The 18,388-nt window shown below is 23.1% G+C and carries 15 protein-coding genes and 4 pseudogenes; 12 read left to right on the forward strand and 7 right to left on the reverse strand.

From position 1 onward, the window contains the following. Nucleotides 1–254: 254 nt before the first annotated feature. On the reverse strand, nt 255–908 hold the full coding sequence (locus BUA70_RS09335; protein WP_072896664.1) for a putative ABC transporter permease: 654 nt from the start codon (nt 906–908) through the stop codon (nt 255–257). A gap of 435 nt (nt 909–1,343) precedes the next feature. Between BUA70_RS09335 and BUA70_RS09340 the strand changes: the two genes are divergently transcribed. Next, a complete protein-coding gene (locus tag BUA70_RS09340; protein ID WP_278337211.1) occupies nt 1,344–1,625 on the forward strand; it encodes a DUF5780 domain-containing protein in 282 nt (93 codons plus the stop codon). 85 nt (nt 1,626–1,710) lie between these two features. On the opposite strand, the gene BUA70_RS09345 is transcribed toward BUA70_RS09340, so the two are convergent. Then, nucleotides 1,711–2,304: a DUF1836 domain-containing protein gene (locus tag BUA70_RS09345; protein WP_083573503.1), complete on the reverse strand. Its 594-nt coding sequence runs from the start codon at nt 2,302–2,304 to the stop codon at nt 1,711–1,713. Nucleotides 2,305–2,603: 299 nt separating this feature from the next. Here BUA70_RS09345 and BUA70_RS09350 point away from each other — a divergent pair, with 299 nt between their 5' ends. After that, the gene (locus BUA70_RS09350) at nt 2,604–3,023 is read left to right on the forward strand and encodes a hypothetical protein (protein ID WP_072896671.1); all 420 of its coding nucleotides are present in this window, start codon (nt 2,604–2,606) and stop codon (nt 3,021–3,023) included. Between the two features lie 874 nt (nt 3,024–3,897). On the opposite strand, the gene BUA70_RS13065 is transcribed toward BUA70_RS09350, so the two are convergent. Both BUA70_RS13065 and BUA70_RS09355 read right to left on the reverse strand, forming a co-directional pair. After that, nucleotides 3,898–4,056: a hypothetical protein gene (locus BUA70_RS13065; RefSeq protein ID WP_159429646.1), complete on the reverse strand. Its 159-nt coding sequence runs from the start codon at nt 4,054–4,056 to the stop codon at nt 3,898–3,900. Between the two features lie 320 nt (nt 4,057–4,376). Further along, nucleotides 4,377–5,081 (reverse strand): 5'-methylthioadenosine/adenosylhomocysteine nucleosidase, encoded by a 705-nt coding sequence (locus tag BUA70_RS09355; protein ID WP_111944821.1) that lies wholly within the window; start codon nt 5,079–5,081, stop codon nt 4,377–4,379. A 288-nt stretch (nt 5,082–5,369) separates the two neighbouring features. Here BUA70_RS09355 and BUA70_RS09360 point away from each other — a divergent pair, with 288 nt between their 5' ends. The 3 genes and pseudogenes from BUA70_RS09360 to BUA70_RS09370 all read left to right on the forward strand — a co-directional run. Continuing rightward, a complete protein-coding gene (locus tag BUA70_RS09360) occupies nt 5,370–6,989 on the forward strand; it encodes a recombinase family protein (protein ID WP_072896673.1) in 1,620 nt (539 codons plus the stop codon). Nucleotides 6,990–7,034: 45 nt separating this feature from the next. Next, nucleotides 7,035–7,982 (forward strand): annotated as a pseudogene (locus BUA70_RS09365) (sulfide/dihydroorotate dehydrogenase-like FAD/NAD-binding protein); the annotation flags it as partial. Further along, nucleotides 7,979–8,233: pseudogene (locus tag BUA70_RS09370) on the forward strand (FAD-dependent oxidoreductase); the annotation flags it as partial. The pseudogenes BUA70_RS09365 and BUA70_RS09370, both read left to right, overlap by 4 nt. Nucleotides 8,234–8,395: 162 nt before the next feature. On the opposite strand, the gene BUA70_RS09375 reads toward BUA70_RS09370, so the two are convergent. Further along, nucleotides 8,396–10,036: a hypothetical protein gene (locus BUA70_RS09375; RefSeq protein WP_072896675.1), complete on the reverse strand. Its 1,641-nt coding sequence runs from the start codon at nt 10,034–10,036 to the stop codon at nt 8,396–8,398. A gap of 220 nt (nt 10,037–10,256) precedes the next feature. Then, on the reverse strand, nt 10,257–10,418 hold the full coding sequence (locus tag BUA70_RS13070) for a hypothetical protein (protein WP_159429647.1): 162 nt from the start codon (nt 10,416–10,418) through the stop codon (nt 10,257–10,259). A gap of 212 nt (nt 10,419–10,630) precedes the next feature. On the opposite strand from BUA70_RS13070, the gene BUA70_RS09380 reads away from it, so the two are divergent. The 3 genes and pseudogenes from BUA70_RS09380 to BUA70_RS09390 all read left to right on the forward strand — a co-directional run bounded on the left by BUA70_RS09380 (nt 10,631) and on the right by BUA70_RS09390 (nt 13,900). Continuing rightward, entirely contained in the window at nt 10,631–12,241 is a 1,611-nt protein-coding gene (locus tag BUA70_RS09380) for a recombinase family protein (RefSeq protein ID WP_072896677.1), read from the forward strand. Nucleotides 12,242–12,346: 105 nt separating this feature from the next. After that, nucleotides 12,347–13,096, forward strand: a pseudogene (locus tag BUA70_RS09385) (FAD-dependent oxidoreductase); the annotation flags it as partial. Nucleotides 13,097–13,348: 252 nt separating this feature from the next. Then, nucleotides 13,349–13,900, forward strand: coding sequence for a GNAT family N-acetyltransferase (locus BUA70_RS09390; RefSeq protein WP_072896679.1), 552 nt, complete (start codon nt 13,349–13,351; stop codon nt 13,898–13,900). A gap of 132 nt (nt 13,901–14,032) precedes the next feature. Here BUA70_RS09390 and BUA70_RS09395 read toward each other — a convergent pair whose 3' ends face one another. After that, nucleotides 14,033–14,341: a hypothetical protein gene (locus BUA70_RS09395; RefSeq protein WP_083573505.1), complete on the reverse strand. Its 309-nt coding sequence runs from the start codon at nt 14,339–14,341 to the stop codon at nt 14,033–14,035. A 222-nt stretch (nt 14,342–14,563) separates the two neighbouring features. On the opposite strand from BUA70_RS09395, the gene BUA70_RS09400 reads away from it, so the two are divergent. From BUA70_RS09400 to BUA70_RS09415, 4 genes and pseudogenes are all read left to right on the forward strand, one after another. Then, nucleotides 14,564–16,186: a recombinase family protein gene (locus BUA70_RS09400; RefSeq protein WP_072896682.1), complete on the forward strand. Its 1,623-nt coding sequence runs from the start codon at nt 14,564–14,566 to the stop codon at nt 16,184–16,186. 132 nt (nt 16,187–16,318) lie between these two features. Further along, nucleotides 16,319–16,603, forward strand: a pseudogene (locus tag BUA70_RS09405) (FAD-dependent oxidoreductase); the annotation flags it as partial. 743 nt (nt 16,604–17,346) lie between these two features. Then, a complete protein-coding gene (locus BUA70_RS09410) occupies nt 17,347–17,862 on the forward strand; it encodes a ferritin (protein ID WP_072896684.1) in 516 nt (171 codons plus the stop codon). A 37-nt stretch (nt 17,863–17,899) separates the two neighbouring features. Then, complete coding sequence (locus BUA70_RS09415) at nt 17,900–18,283, forward strand: desulfoferrodoxin family protein (protein ID WP_072896686.1); 384 nt, start codon at nt 17,900–17,902, stop codon at nt 18,281–18,283. Nucleotides 18,284–18,388: the final 105 nt, after the last annotated feature.

Raw genomic sequence — 18,388 nt, forward strand, 5'->3', positions numbered from 1 at the left:
TATAGTTTTTATTTAAGATAAATTTAGTTTGTGAAAATATTAATAATGTTATTTACTATTATATTACAATTTTTCTATAAAGTCCATTTTAATTAATTACTAAACTTATTTTCATAAAAATGAAAAATATTTATATTAAATATATGATTGTCATTAATTATATTTATAAAAGCTTTACAGAACAAATTTCCAAACTAACTATTTAGCTTGGAAATTTGTTATTTATTATAATTTTATATGTATATTTTTACCTTTTACTCTTTAGGTTTAGGAAAAATCATATTTGGATATACTTTCTTTAGGTACGAATTTGGATAATGAGTATCTAAAAATCTATCCATACCGTTATCAGCTTTAACATGGTTTATTCTAGCAACTTCTCTTCTTACAGCTAATGCAGATAATATAATATTTGGTATCATAAATATTAAAAAAATATATGTCAATATCTTTATAGTTTTAAAAGAAAAATAATTAAAAAATTTATTAAACCAAGGATAAACTTCTTTTATAAAAAATAATCCTAATATACCCCAAAAGAAACAATATTCAACACTAGTTCTTCCATTAATACTAAGAGCTTTACTGCTATAATCCCAGGATATTGTTCCTACCATTTTTTGTTGTGTCCATGAACATAGATATTCAAAAACTCCTCCTAAAACTGCACTTACAAAAAAGATTATTAATCCATCACTTTTAGCAAATCTATATAATAATATAGTAAAAAGAACACAGCCTACTCCATATACTGGACTAAAAGGTCCATATAACAAACCTTGTCTACTTTCGAAATATCCATTTCTAATATAACACCAAAGCATCTCTACTGAATAACCTAAAACAGATCCTACCATAAAGATCCAAATTAGTTTATAAAAATTTATTTCTTTTCTTACATCAAACATATTCTTCCCTTCTGTTCTTATAAATTTTAATATTTAAAATCATACCATTATATTAAGTATTAATAAGAAAGTTTTTTTTAATTTTCTTTAAATTTTTAACATCATATTCCATATTGCTATTTAATTGTAAATACTTTATGAATAAAACTTATAGTCTATCTAAAATTAAATTAACAAAAAAAATAAATAAAGATACCATTGCTTATTTTTTATAACTAAAAATATGTTTTCTATTTATTTAATAATAACTAAATAGTTATTTATATATGTATCTCTCTGTAACAATTTATTTTTATTTAAATAAAATATTATAAAAGCTTTTTTATTTAGGAGGATTTCTATGGATTATGAAATGCTAGATTGCATAGATGCAGGAACTGAATATTGTCCTTATGACCTCTAATAGCGATATTTAAATTATTCATAAATAAATCTATAAAAGAAATTATGTTCTCTATTTTTGGATATGATTCAAATAAATATCCTGTTAAGGTAAATTTTAATTATGACGATTATTATAAAGCTAAATTAGATAGTGTTTTACAACCTGGAGAAACTTCAAAAGCTGATTGGGGCTGGACACTATATAATAATGCTAAGGAAATAACTGAATTAGTTGTTTCAGTTAGTGAAGTTCACTTTTTTGCAGGCGAGCCATGGAAAAATCCATCTTATAATAGTGATTTAACTAAATATTCCGACAAACCCTTAAAATAATTATAATAAAAGTCTAAGTTTTTAGATATTTAATAAAAACTTAGACTTTTATTTTTTCTTTTAATATTTTTATAATAAATATAAATTATTTAGATACAAAGTAAGTATCAATTATCTTTTCCGCTAATCTTTTACTTGATTCTGCTTGAGCTATTAATGTAACAACTATTAAAAATAATTTAACTATGTCTACATCATCATTTTGTATATTAAATTCATCTATCTTTTTCTCTAAAAACTTCACCTTATCTTTACATAAATTATAATAATTACTACTTTCCATATTTTTTGTTTCTAAAAAAATAGAATATATATCTTCAAGAGATATTAAATCATCTTTATCTGTATTTATATCATTTAAAATAGGTTTCATTAAAGATTTAATGTCATTTATAGAAAGAACTTGTTTTAAGTGATAAATTAAAATCAAAAGAATTATATGCTGTTTCGTATATTTCTTTTTATTTTCTGGAGGCATTAATAACCCATCTTTTGTATAACTATTAATCATTGTTTTAGTTAAAATCTTATCACTATCATTTCTTTTTAAATCTTTAAGACTATTATCTATAAAATCTGTTAATTGTTCCATATATAAATTCATATTTGGTATATCAGAAATTTCAATATCCTTTGACAAACTAATAGAATTAAGTATTTCTTTTATATTTAAATCCATATACATCACCTCATACAAATATTATACCATGTATTACATAGAAAATAAATCTATATACTAAATAGTTAATATTTATATATAGAGTAATTAATACCAATATAAAGAAAATGAAAGTAAATCTCATTTATTCTTATTTAAATCTAATATCCAACACATAGAATTAATTTCTACATATTGAATGTTTTAATATCTTATTATATCATTTACATATAGATATGATATAAATTCTTTTATATTTCTATATTAAATTAATTAAAATATATATTAAAATTTTTAATAAGTAATAAGGGGGATTATTTATGCCAGAAGTTAACCGTGGATTAATAAGAAAAATATTACAAAATAGATTTGACGAAAAAAATAATAGAATCTTAGAGTTTATAAATGTGTACAAACATAATGGTGTAAAAATTAATATGAATTGTTGTACTAAAGTTTTTAGTAATAAAAAAAATTGTATTACTAAAAGATTATGCTACTTAGAATTAATAGATAAGGAATTTAATAAAAGTTTAATTTGTTTATCTTTAGATGAAAATATAATTTGTATTAATTTTCTTGATAATACTAAAGTATCCTATATTCATTTAGGAGATGTACTATATGAAATATCTAATTTTTTAAATAAAAAGGTTCTAATAAATCAGTGGGGTATTCCTAAATTATATATAGATATGACTCATATATATAATTTACAAGCTACAGAAATATCAAGGTAATATTAAATTTAACTTTTAAACTACATATATTTTAAATTTTTTATATAAAAATCTAAGATTAAAAAATAAAGAAAAAATTTATTAAAGAAAATTATTTTTTAGATTTATATAGAATTCAAAGATCCAAATATAATTTTTATTAAATATTTTATAAATTTATAGTAATATATAAAATATACCCATTACATATTATTGACAGAAAGGATTTCTACTATGGACACTATAATACATAACTTTTTAGCCTATTCAATGATTATATTAGGAAGCTTTTTTTAATTATATCATTAATAGTTCCTAAAAAATTATTTTTTCCAAATCGAGAAAAATTTAAAATACTTAACAAAGAAAAATATATTAAAAATCAAAGAATATTATTTTCTATAGTAGGTTTTCTATATATTATATTAGGTGCATTACTACTACTTAAAATTTTTTTCATTAATAATTTATTGTATTTTATAATAATGTTACCAATATCAATTCAAGTATTTACAAATATAATAAATGAAAAATACTTACAAAAATTAGATTAATATTTTCTATTTCTTGTATGAAAAATATTATAAGGGGCTGCATCACTAAAGAATTTAAATTCAATATATTAATTTCTTAATTTAAGTTTAGCACAATATATTGTAGTATTATTTTTAATGACATAGCCTCTTATCTTTAAATTATATTTTTTATATGTTAAAGCTTATATCTAGTTTAATCTTTAATATTTTTGTCAATGTATATTTTAAAGTTATATATTTCTTTTAGTTTAAATTTATAATATAGTCTGATATAGCTTTAAAATCTCCATTATGACTTATTAGAATTATTATTCTATTTATAAATTATCTTATATTTTATAAATCTAAGTGTATAAGTTTTAATTAGATTCTTTCAATTCCTCTAATAATTCTCTACAAAAATCAATTCCATACTGCTTATATAGTGCTTTAGCTAATCTTTTGTTAAAATTAATTTTTATTTCATCTGTAAATTGCCCTTCTATATAAACTTTAATTTCCTTTACTTTCTTAGCCATACACTATCCCCTTATTTTTACACTCCAAAATAATATATGAATTAACAGTACATTATGTTACATATATAAAAAGCATTATTCATAAAATTAACTACTAAATAATTTATAAAGACAAAACTTTAGTTGTATAAATATACTGTTAATAAAAACTGTAAAAAATCTTAATATTATTTAATAAAGATGCTCTATAAAAATAATATTTTTATAAATTAAAATAGAAAACTTTATAAATGTTCATAAAAAAATCATATCTACAATCTAAATTATAGATATGATTTTTAAAACTTAAATCTAAACATATTTATTAACTTTAATAATTTTTATTTTTTAATTTTATCATTTATTATACTTAACATATTTAATATTAGCAAAGCAGCATTATTTGAGGCTATATCTTTAAATTTATCATAACTTAAACTAGTATTATCATCTGCATTATCAGATATACTTCTTATTATAATAAAAGGAATTCCATTTATATCAGCTACATGTCCAATAGCTGCCCCCTCCATTTCAACGCAATAAGGTTTATAATCTTTTATAATTGTAGCTTTTAAATTATCATCTGATACAAAAGACTCTCCTGTTATAATTCTACCAATATGATAGCTGTAATCTTTTAAAATACTGTTTTCATATGCTTTAATTGCTATTTTTTTCAATTGTTTATTTGCAGTAAAAAAGGTCTTAAAAGGAAAACTATTTTTCATTTGCATTTGTCTTACATCATAATATGTAACGTTATCTGAAATAACAATATCACATACCTTAACTTTTTCATTTAAACTTCCTGCAATACCAGTATTTATAATATCAGTTACATTATATCTATCAATTAATATTTGTGTACAACTTGCTGCATTTACCTTTCCTATACCACAAGATGTTAATACTATATCTAACTTTCTATACTTTCCTATAAAAAATTCGAATCCTGCATATCTTTCTTCCCTATCTATTATGATTTTATCTTTTATAAGTTGAATTTCCATAGCCATTGCTCCAATTATTCCAATTACTTTCAAATGAAACGCCTCCCTTTTATACCCTTTATAACATTTAATACTATATTAACTTTCTACAATCTTTAATAACTCTCTAAGACATATAATTAATATTTTATAATATTATAATCTTAATCCTTATGTTATGTATATAAATAATGAAACATTTTATTATTTCTTAACAAATATAAATGATTTTCTATATAAAATTTTATTTTAAAATAAATATTACTCAATTATAAAACCAATTATTTTTAAATACAATAAATTATAGCATTATATAAAACTTAAAACACGAGGTAATCATAGATGATATTTGCAATATATAGTAGAAAATCAATCTTTACCGGTAAAGGTGAATCTATAGAAAATCAAATAGAATTATGTAAAGACTATGCTAATAAAAATTTTAAAGGTAATAAAGAATTTTTAATTTATGAAGATGAAGGTTTTAGTGGAGGTAATACTAATAGACCTAACTTTAAAAAACTTCTTCAAGATGCAAAATCCCAAAAATTTAATGTTCTTATATGCTATAGACTTGATAGAATTTCAAGAAATGTAGCTGATTTTTCTAATACCTTAGAATTACTTCAAAATAATTCTATAGACTTTATATCTATTAAAGAACAATTTGACACAAGTACACCTATGGGAAGGGCTATGATTTATATATCATCAGTGTTTGCTCAGCTTGAAAGAGAAACTATAGCTGAAAGGGTTAGAGATAATATGATAGAACTTGCTAAAACAGGAAGATGGTTAGGCGGTCAAACTCCCTTTGGTTTTAAAAGTAAAAAAATCACCTATTTAGATGAAGAACTTAAAGAAAGATCCCTTATGACTCTTTATCCTATCGATGATGAACTAAAAGTAGTTAAACTTATATATTCTAAATATGAAGAACTTCAATCTATTTCTCAGGTAGTAAAATACTTAAACTTTATTAATATTAAGGGAAAAAAAGGTGGAAATTTAACTACAAGTCAAAGTAAAAGAATTCTTTCTAACCCCATATATGTAAAATCCTCTTCTGATACTAATAAATATTTAAGATCTATAGGTATAAATGTTTTTGGAGAAGGCAATGGTAATGGGTATCTTACCTATAATAAAACTAAGAATTTAATAATAGATAGAAATATTACTGAATGGATTGCAGCAGTATCTAATCATAAAGGAATAATAGATTCTACAAGATGGATTAATATTCAAAAAATATTAGAAAAAAATAAATCAAAAAAAATTCAAGGTAGAATTGGTACTGGAAAAAATAATTCTTCTTTATTTACCGGATTATTAAAATGTGGATATTGTAACTCTAATATGATAATAAAGCAAGGACATAAATCCAAAAAAGATTCTTCAATTAGATATGATTATTATGTTTGCTCTAAAAAGGATAGTTCATTAGGAATAAAATGTAAAAATAGTAATGTGCGAGTTGATAAACTTGATAGGCTTCTTATAAATAATCTTATAGTATACGATAAAAATCTATTAATAAATAGCCTTTCAGAAATAATAAAAGGAACTGAGGAAATAAACTTAAATAAAAATGAAATATTAAATATACAAAAAGAAATAAAAGATAAGGAAGTAGCGATTTCAAACTTAGTTAAAAAACTTTCTTTAACTTCTAATAATGATATATGTAGATACCTATTTAAAGAAATAGATACTTTAAATATAAATATAAAAACTCTAAAAAAGGAACTAAATAAATTAAATGAAAATAAAAATATTATAAATATATCAAGAGAAAATTTATCTTTGGTTTTAAAATCCATATATAATTTAAATAAAAATATTGATTTTTTGGATAATATAAATGAAAAAAGATTACTTATAAAGACTTTAGTTAATAATGTTATCTGGTATGGCGAAAATAATAAGGCAGTGATAAATCTTTTTAAAATAAAAAAATGATTTAATTTTATATTTTTAAAATATCGCTTTTATAGGTTATAACCTTGCCCTTGTAAGCTTGCAGAAGCTGGTGAATGCATTTTATGTTCTCAGCTTCATGAGAAATGCTTTTGTGATTGTGTTAATTGGAAAGGCGTTTGCATATATCAAGAATTTTTTAATAACGGTTTTAAAGCAAAGAAAGGAAGAAAGGTATATAATTGTACAGTGAATAAAGTAGAAAAAATAGATAATGATCTTCTTCATATAACCTTTACTGCTCCACATAAATTATCCTTAGATTTAGTTCATCCTGGAAGTTATATATTTGTAAGAACTGATGAAAATAACTACTTTGATGTACCTATATCTATTTTAGAATCTAATGTTGATAATGATGAAATTAGTCTATTAATTGAAATAAGAGGAATTAAAACAAAAAAAATATTAGATTTAAAGACTGGAGAAAATATTATAATTAGAGGTCCTTATTGGAATGGGGTTTTTGGTCTTAAAAATATAGAATCTACTAAAAACTCTAATGCCTTAGTTCTTGCAAGAGGAATAGGAATAGCTCCTATGATTCCTGTAATTAGAAACCTAAAAAATTCTAATAATAATATCTCTTTAATTATTGATAAATCTCCTTATAATGAAATACCTGTAAAAAATTATATATCTAAATACTTAAATTTATGGAATGAAGAAACTTTAATTGTTCAAGGAAAAATCCCTGAAAACACAAAAAACATTATTAAAAATACTATTAAAGAAAATAATATTAAACTAATATACTGTGCTGGTGCTGATATACTAATTTACAATATTATAGATTTTCTAAATGAACTAGGTAGAAATGATATTAAATTAAGCTGTTGTAATAACTCAAAAATGTGCTGTGGTGAAGGAATATGTGGTAGCTGTACTGCAAGGTTTAAAGGTCATAAAGTTAAAAGACTTTGTAAAATACAAACAGATCCTAGAAATATTTTTGAAGGGAGAAGATTTATATGAAGATTGTTATAATCGGTGGTGGTTGGTCAGGATGTGCAGCAGCTATTAGCGCCAAAAAAGCTGGTGCTGATGTTCATATTATAGAAAAAACAGATCTTTTATTAGGGCTAGGTAACGTTGGCGGCATAATGAGAAATAACGGTCGTTTTACTGCCAGTGAAGAATTAATAGCCTTAGGTGGTGGAGATTTAATTAATATTACAGATAGATTAAGTAGACACAAAAATATAGATTTCCCTGGCCACAAACATCCTTCTTTTACAGTATTGCAATCATAATTTTAAAATTTAATAATTTATAATTTTCTTCTAAAATATTATTTTTTAATTTTAAATTTATTTTATAAAAAAAGACCGTCCTACTAATAATTTAGTAGGACAGTCTTTTAAAACACAAATAATAATTTTTAATTATTATTTATATGTCTTATGCTCTTTCCAGTAGTTATTTACATATTTCCATTCCCAAGGATTAAATACTTTATTAATATCAGTTTCTTCAATCTCATCCTTTTTAGGTTCTGTTGTTTCCTTAATGATTAAAGCTATTCTAACTACAGTTAATTTTGTTCTATCTTCATTTGGAATCATATAGTAATGATCTACAACTCGTCCCTCTTTAGTATCAATAGATATATTATACATTCCTTGATTTTTTAATTCATTATGTAATTCTTCAGCAGTATTTGTACAATTTACTGTAACTTTTCCAGCAAATTTAGGTATTGATTTATACCACTTATTATCTGCTGGCTCATACCAAGCTTTATACATATTCCAATCATTTTTAGATATAATATATCCAGTATCTCTCATCATTTCTTCTGGTGTTGCTTTATTATTATCAACATAACTTGCTAGTCTATTTATCCAATTATAAGCACTATCATGGTATTCATCTTTTTCATATTTATATACAAATTCATCTTCTAATTTAACCCATTGAGGTACGTTTTGAGAATTATTTAAATCATAATTAGTAACTACATTATATTTATTTATTGACAATTGTATATTTTGTTGATTCAAAGCCTTTGCCCATAAAATATCACAATCATAAAAATCGTCTCCTGTTATTGGATTATGATAAACTAAATTTCCCCTAGGCACAAATTTCGGTATCTTAGGTGAAGGCATATCATTTGAAACATATTTTATAGCACGACAGTCTGAATCAAATTTCCATCCCTCACTTACTTCATCCTGTGCTAAAACTCCATTTTTATAACCATAATATCCCCTATTCTTTATTAAAAACCAACCTGTTCTCATTAATCCATTTTCATCAAAAGCATAACTTTTACCATTTATATTCATTATTTTATTTTTTATTCTATTTCCATTTTCATCAAGATATATGTATTTTCCATCTATATCCCTATCCCAACCAGTTTTTATACCTGGCCTAGTTGGTTTAGGTTTGTCCTCATTTTTATTGTCTACTTTCATTAATTTTTTTATGTTATTTACTTCTCCTTGTAGCCATTGTCTTGATTTTGGATGAGCTACTTTAGATATTAATCTTTCACATTCATTAACATTTTCTTCAGTTTTATTGTTCCAAGTATAAACTATCTTATCTATAGCAGAACATTCTTCTTTAGTATAAAGACTGCCAGATTTTGCCCATCCATCTAATTCTCCTAATAAATATCCTTCATTAAATTTTCTATCCTCTTCAGTTTTTAATGATGAATTTTTAATTTCTAACATTAAATCATTAAAGGTAAGTAAATTTTTATCATTAGCTAAAGCTTCCATTCTCTTTAATCCATCTAAAACATATGGTGTTGCAACTTTATTCCAGTATGGTGCAATCTCTGATCCTAATTTTTCTCTTATTCCTTGATCTTTAATTTTACATAATGCCTCATAACATTTATTATATGTACTAAATACTGGGCAAGATTTAAATTCCTTAACTTTATTTTCTGCTAAAGCTATATATTGATCCTGACTTAATTCTTTACCATTTGCTATATTAAAAATACTAATTGTAGATGTGAATATAATCCCAAAGCTTAGTATAATCGGTATAATCTTTTTCCTATTCACCTATATGTCCTCCCTAGTTTACATTTTTAATTAATTCTTAACATTATTTTATCATATAAAATTAAAATTTTATATTTAGATATATTACTAAAATATTCATTATAATAGAATTGTTATGGATTTTTTAAAGATTATTCCATAAGTTATAACTTTAATAGTGTTTATCTTTGCTTATCTTAATATATTTTATATAAGGCTACTTTAGCCTATTTATCCTTTGCTACTCTTCTTTAACTTTCTCTAAAAATTCAATTATTTCATCTAAATTATCTGGATACAATTTTAAAATTAAATCTGCTGCTGCATTATCTACTCTTTCTTGCCATTTTAATTGATTTTCCGGTAATGGATAATGAACTATAACCTTAAAATTTTTATTCATTATCTTACTCTCCCTTTTAAAATAATTAATATATCCATAATCATTTTATGAAACTATACTATATATGTTTACTAAAAAATAAACTCTTTATATAACAAATATATACTTAATATAATTTATATAGATATTTTATCTTTAAAAACTCTTCATTTTTTTATTAAACATTCTATATAAATGTAATAATCCCTTAAAAATGTATGAGGTGATAATAAATGATTGCAGCTATATATAGTAGAAAATCAATTTTTACAGGAAAAGGTGAATCCTTGGAAAATCAATTTCAGCTCTGTAAAGATTATAGTAAGAGCTATTTAAAAGATAAAAATATAACTAATTTTTTAATATATGAAGATGAAGGATATTCTGGTAGTAATACTAATAGACCTGCATTTAAAAAACTAATTGAAGATGCAAAAAATAAGAAATTTCATATTCTTATATGCTATAGATTAGATCGTATAAGTAGAAATGTTGCAGATTTCTCCTCTACTCTTAAAATTCTTCAAGAAAATAATATAGATTTTATATCTATAAAAGAACAATTTGATACAACTTCTCCTATAGGAAGAGCTATGATTTATATATCATCTGTATTTGCTCAACTTGAAAGGGAAACTATAGCAGAACGTATTAAAGATAATATGTACGAATTAGCTAAGTCTGGTAGATGGCTAGGTGGTCAATGCCCCTTAGGATTTTACTCTGAGAGAGTAAGTTATTTCGATGAAAACTTCAAGGAAAAAACTATGTTTAAATTATCTCCTAATGAAAATGAGCTTAATATAGTTAAGTATATATATGATTTATATTATAAAGAAAAAAGCCTTTATAAAGTCCTTAAAGAATGCCTTTATTTAAATATAAAGGGCAAAAATGGCGGAAATATGCATGCTATGTCTTTAAGGGATATATTAAGGAATCCTGTATATGTAAAATCAAATGAAGAAGTTTTAGATTATTTTAAAAAATGTGGATGTACCACTGTAGGAATTCCTAAAGGAGAAGGACTACTATCTTATGGAAAAATTTCTAATGAGAAAAAAACAGATGAAAGTAATTGGATTATTGCTGTTTCTAAACATAAAGGAATTATAGATTCTAACGTATGGCTTGAAATACAAAAAACTTTAGATATTAATTCTAATATAGCAGAAAAAAGACTTGGCACTTCAAAAACTGGTCTTCTTACAGGACTTTTAAAATGCTCAAAATGTGGTTCTCCAATGAGAATATCCTATGGAAGATCTAAAAAAGATGGTACTAAAAACTACTATTATATTTGCACTTTAAAATCAAATTCTAGTAAAAGCAAGTGTGATAACCCTAATTTATCCGGTCAATACATTGATAAAATTATTGAAGAAAAGCTTATAGAAGTAAGCATACAAAACTTGTCTCAAAATTTAATTAAGAAAAGAAAGACAAATATCTTACCTTTAAATAAATTAAATGCTTTAAAAGAAAAAATATCTTATCTTGATAACTCTATTAACAAATTACTTTCAAAATTATCAGAATCTAATGACGTAGTTTCTAAATATATAATGAATAAAATAAATGAATTAGATAAAGAAAAAAACTCTTATATTATAGAACTTAAAAACTTAAAAGTAAAAAGTAAGGATAGAAATTCTATTAATAATAATATTTTTATAAATACTTCCAATGAATTTAAAAGTTTTAATGATTTATATAAACACTGTAAATCTAATAAAGAGAAAAAATTATTACTTAAAAGTTTTATTAAAGAAATATTTATTGATGGAGAATCTGGAGAAACTAATATATTTTACTGGGGATCTAAAAAAGATGACTTTTCTTAAATAATAGCTTAAAGTTTTTAAGTCATAAACACCCTAAATTTAATGGTTAATTAGCTTTAAATCTATAAATAAGATTTTTAAGTTATCAATACTGTAAATCAATGACATGCTTGGCTTTATGATGTAAATAATATAGAAGCTGAAGTTAAAAGATATCTAGAAAGCTTAGGAATTAAAATAAGCCTAATATCTAGAGCTATTGATATAAAAAAAACAAATAATAAAATAGAAGGAATTTATTTAAGTGATGGCACCTTTATAGAAGGTGATGCCTTTATAGAAACTACTGGCTCCACTGGACCTATGGGAAACTGCTTAAGATATGGTAATGGATGTTCTATGTGTATATTAAGATGTCCTGCCTTTGGTCCTAGAATAAGTATTAGCGAAAGAGCTGGCGTTGAAGATTTACAAGGAGAAAGAAATGGAGATGAACTAGGAGCCTTTAGTGGTTCTTGTAAATTAACAAAAGAAAGCTTATCTCCAGAAATAGAAAAACAATTGAATGAAAAAGGTGTTGTTATACTAAAAATTCCTAAAGAGGATATAAATTATGATAAACTATCCACTAAAGTTTGTCAGCAATATGCTTTAAAAGAGTTTGCAGAAAATCTTATTCTTTTAGATACAGGTCATGCTAAACTTATGACTACTTATTATCCTTTAGAAAAACTTAGAAAGATACCTGGTCTTGAAAACGCCAAATATGTAGATCCTTATGCTGGCGGAAAAGGAAATTCTATAAGATATCTTTCTGTAGCTCCAAGAACTAATGATATGAAAGTAAAAACTATTGATAATCTATTTTGTGCTGGAGAAAAAAGTGGATTATTCGTTGGGCATACAGAAGCTCTACAAAACAAATTGCAACTTTAATTATAAACAAAATATTATTTATTTAAAATCTTTAATAAATATATTAGCTAAGAGTAATATATTGCTCCTAGCTAATATTTTTATATAGATATTCAATTTGTTATCTACTATATCTTCATATTTATTTATTATTAGAATATAATCTATATAAAAAGTTATTGTAACTTTTTGATAATGAAAAAATACAATAAAACTTAATAAACTTGCTATGATAAAAGGGGGACAATATTAATGGAAACATTAGAAACAAAAAGATTAGTTTTAAGAGATTGGTCTGAAGAAGATTATGAGGATTTATATGAATATGCAAGAGATAAAAGAGTTGGCCCTAATGCTGGATGGCGTATTCATAAAAATAGAGAAGAAAGTAAATCTATTCTTAAAATGTTTATAAGAAATAAAGATTGTTATGCCATTGTTTTAAAATCACAAAATAAAGTAATTGGTAGTATAGGTCTTCATAATAGAATTCCAGATGATTCTCTTAAGAACTTAAACCAAAGAGAAATTGGATATGTATTAAATCCAAAATACTGGGGAAATGGATATATTCCTGAAGCAGTAAACACCTTAATTGAGCATGGTTTTAAAAATCTTCAATTAGACCTAATTTGGTGTTGTCATTACAATTTTAATTCTAACTCTAAAAGAGTTATAGAAAAATGTAATTTTAAATATAAATTTAATAAAGATGTAAAATTATATTTATTAGATAATAAAATAGTAAATTGTTTATATTATAATATTTCTAAAAATGATTATAATAACTCTTATTTAAGATAAAAATATAAAGTTAAGCTATTTAGCTTAACTTTATTAATAAAATTTTATCAAATTAAAATGTAATTTTATAATGGCCTGAAATTATGTAAAATACTTCATAATTTTAATTTATTTAATAAGATATTATTTGTTTTATAAAATACTTAAAGCAGTTATTATAGATAAAATAACTAATAAAAGAAACATAAAAATGCTAATTTTCTTTCCTAATTTAGCTATACAATCATCTTTAAACTTATTTCCTATATAAATAGAAATAGCAAATAAACTTAATGACACCACAGAGGTTAAAACTTTAGAATTTGTTTGCCTTAAAAGAATTTGCCCTAAAGATAAATTACCAATGTAGCTAAAGGAACACATTATACCTAAAATGGAAAAAAACATCCCTGTTATTCCATATATAGAAAACTTCTTCTTATAAAGTTTTAAATTATTCAAAAGAACTCCCCTCCCTTATTTATATCCTAATTATATTATATATTACATATTGTAACATTTCAAAATTATATTATATATATTTTCTATTCCTTAACAAGTATAAAAGTCTGTAAATGTTAATTGTGTTTATTATAAAATAGAAATTCTTAAAATTTAAGAATAAATCTATATAAATTTTATTACAATATACTATTCTTTTAAATTTCATGAGGTGAACAATAAATGATTGCTGCAATATATAGTAGAAAATCAATTTATACTGGAAAAGGTGATTCTATAGAAAATCAAATTCAAATATGTAAAGATTATGCTATTAATCATCTAAAAGATAAAAATATTGAAGATTTTATAATATATGAAGATGAGGGGTATTCTGGCAAAAATCTAAATAGACCAAATTTTAAAAAACTCTTATTGGATGGTAAAAGTAAAAAGTTTCAAATACTTATATGTTATAAGCTAGATAGAATTTCTAGAAATGTAGCTGATTTTTCTAAAACATTAGAATTATTACAAAGTTATTCTATAGATTTCATATCTATTAAAGAACAATTTGATACTAGTACACCAATTGGTAGAGCTATGATTTATATAGCCTCTGTTTTTGCTCAACTTGAAAGAGAAACTATAGCCGAAAGAGTTAAAGATAATATGTTAGAACTTTCTAAGTCTGGTCGTTGGTTAGGGGGACAAACTCCTCTAGGATATAAAAGTGAAAAGGTTTCTTATTTAGATGAAAACTTTAAGGAAAGATCTTTTTATAAATTAATACCTATTGATTATGAAATCAATTTAGTAAAAAAAATATTTGAAAAATATCTTAAATATAAATCTTTAAGAAAGGTAAATCAATGGTTATTAGAAAATAACTATAAAACTAAACTTGGAGCAAATTGGAATGTAAGAGCTATTTCTGATTTATTAAAAAGTCCTACTTACGTTATGGCTGATGAGAAGGTTATTAATTTCTTAAAGAATAATAATATTTCCTGTATAGGTACCCCTAATTCTAAGCATGGAATATTAACTTTTAATAAAAAGAAAGGAAAAAATATCTATAGAGATAAATCCCTTTGGATTGCTTCTATTGCAAATCATGATGGAATAATAAGTTCAAATTCTTGGTTAAAAGTTCAAGAAATTTTAACCAAGAATAAATCCAAATCTCCAAGACTTGGTAAAACTAATAATGTTTTATTATCCGGGATTTTAAAATGCGGTGTTTGTGGATCTCCTATGGGAGTTATTCATGGAAAAAAAGATATACATGGTAATAAAAACTTTTATTATAGTTGTAGATTAAAAAATTATTCAAAAGGAACAAGATGTACTAATGGTAATATAAATTCAAAAGATTTAGAAAGGGCTATTTTAAATTTTCTAAAAGACATTTCTGTAGATTCTAATAAAATTATAAAAAAAATCAATAGAACTAATTACAATTTAAATAAAGAGGATATACAATTAAAAGAAATAGAATTCCTAAAAAAAAGTTTAGAAAAAAATCTTAGTTTAATAAAAAATCTTGTTAGAGAACTTGCATTAAATTCTAACTCTAAAGCTAATAAATATATAATTTCTGAAATAGAAAATTTAGAAAATGAAAATGAAAACCTAAAGAAAAACATATCTAACCTTTCATCAAATAACGGAAAAAAAAATAAATATAATGAAGATATTAAAATCTCTCCCTTAAAGGACTTTAATAAAAACTTCTTTAAAAATATAAGACTTCTAAATAATGATGAAAAAAAACATATAATCTCTCGAATTATAAGTAAAATAACTTGGACCTCTAAAGAAAGTCTTATTCATATTTATCTTTATAATGAAGATTCTAAATAACATATATTTTTAATAAAAAGATATTTGTTTAAATTTTAATGTTTATTCTATATTTTTAAATACAATATTATGAAAACTAAAAGTACTCTCTATAATTAAACATTAAAATATTGCAAATTGTTGTGTCGATGAGAAGCTATCTGTACAGGAACTTTAGCTGGTCATAATGCTGTTCGTAATTGTCTTGGCATTCCATTGCTTATATTACCAACTAATATTTCTATTGGAGATATTATAAAATATGCAAATGAAAAGGCTGAAACTAGAGATGGTAGGAAAAATAGATATACCTTTGCTGGATCTGAATATTTTAATAGAATGAAATCTTTAAATCTTTATACCACAAATATTGATGAAATTGAAGAAAGAATATCTAAAGTAAGATTAAAAAATATCTTTAATACTAAATTAATTTAAAATATCTATTTTATATATATTCAATTATAAATAAAAATTATATTAAAATGCCTTTACGATTATCTATATAAAATTATATATTCATATTTTATAAATTCCATATATTTATATAGAATTTTAATAAGTATTAATTATAAAGAGAAAGGATTTTTCATTAATTTGAAAAATCCTTTACACTGTGAAATAAATATTCTATGTAAAACTTTATGTTCTATAATTATTTATATTTATATAAATTAATAACTTTTAAAAATAAATAAAAAAAACCTCTGCACTTATAATGCAGAGGTAATATAGGGATCTAAAAACTTAATTAATAGTTTTTATCAATTGCCATAAAGTATAATACAAAGATATGTTTAAAATGTGTATTAAATAGGAGTATTATTAACAAGTAATTACTTGTTGTTAATATTATATTTACTTAAATTGTTTTTGTCAATTAGATTAGTTAAAGAATAAAATAATTATCATAATATTCAAAATATATTAATTATTAATTTTCAATTTTCAAATTACTTTCCTTTCCTTATTAATTTCTTTAAATAAAAATATAAATATATTAATATAAAATTTTATTTATATTTATTAGAAAAAATTTAACATTATTTAATAAATAATAGATAACTATAAATTTAATTAACAAAGTATTTAAACATATATGAATTTTCTTACTTTTTTCTTGTTTAAGTATTTTTTTGTTGTATAATTTTAATAAAGATAACAATAAGGAGGTAAGTAAAATGGTTTCAAAAAAATTAGAGAATCTTATTAATGATCAAATTAACTATGAATTATACTCTGCTTATCTTTATTTATCTATGTCTAACTATTTTGAGTCTAAAGGTTTAAAAGGTTTTGCTAACTGGTTCATGGTTCAATATAAAGAAGAAACTGATCACGCTATGTTTTTTTATAAATATTTGCAAAATGCAGGTGGCACAGTTAAATTCAACTCAATTCCAAAGCCACAAGACAGTTTTGAATCACCAATGGATGTATTCCAAACAACTCTTTCTCACGAACATAAAATTAGTGAATTAATAAATAACCTTGCAACTATAGCTCGTGATGAATCTGATTTTAGAACATCTCAATTTCTACTTTGGTTTATATCAGAACAAGCTGAAGAAGAAGCTAATACAGAAGATAATATTAAAAGATTAAAATTAGCTGGAGATAGTGGTCTCTTATTACTTGACCAAGAACTAGGTCAAAGAGTCTATGCTATAGCAGCTAATCCACCTTTTGTATTATAATATAAAAATTTATTTATCTATTAAGGAGGATTTTGAAATGCACGAATTAAAATTTTATGTATGTAAGCACTGTGGTAATATGGTCCTATTCATTAAAAATTCAGGAGTTCCAATAGTTTGTTGCGGAGAAAATATGGTAGAATTAGTGGCTGATTCAACTGATGCTTCTATAGAAAAGCATGTTCCAGATATAAAAATTGAAGACGGAGTTATCCATGTACAAATAGGTTCAACTCCTCATCCAATGATTGAAGAACATTATATAGTATGGATTTATCTACAAACTGAAAAAGGTGGACAATTAAAATACTTAAATCCTAATAAAGAACCAAAGACATCATTTACTGTTGTAGATGATAAACCATTAGCAGTATATGCTTATTGTAATATTCATGGATTATGGAAAGCTGATATTAAATAGTTTTTAATTCATTACACAACCGAAAAAACATTTCTGGAAATAAATATTTCCCACAATGTTTAAAAGATTAAAATAATAATTTAAAAAATACCTGTTTTCTAAATT

This window comes from Clostridium fallax, assembly GCF_900129365.1.
Classification (GTDB): Bacteria; Bacillota; Clostridia; order Clostridiales; family Clostridiaceae; genus Clostridium_AH; species Clostridium_AH fallax.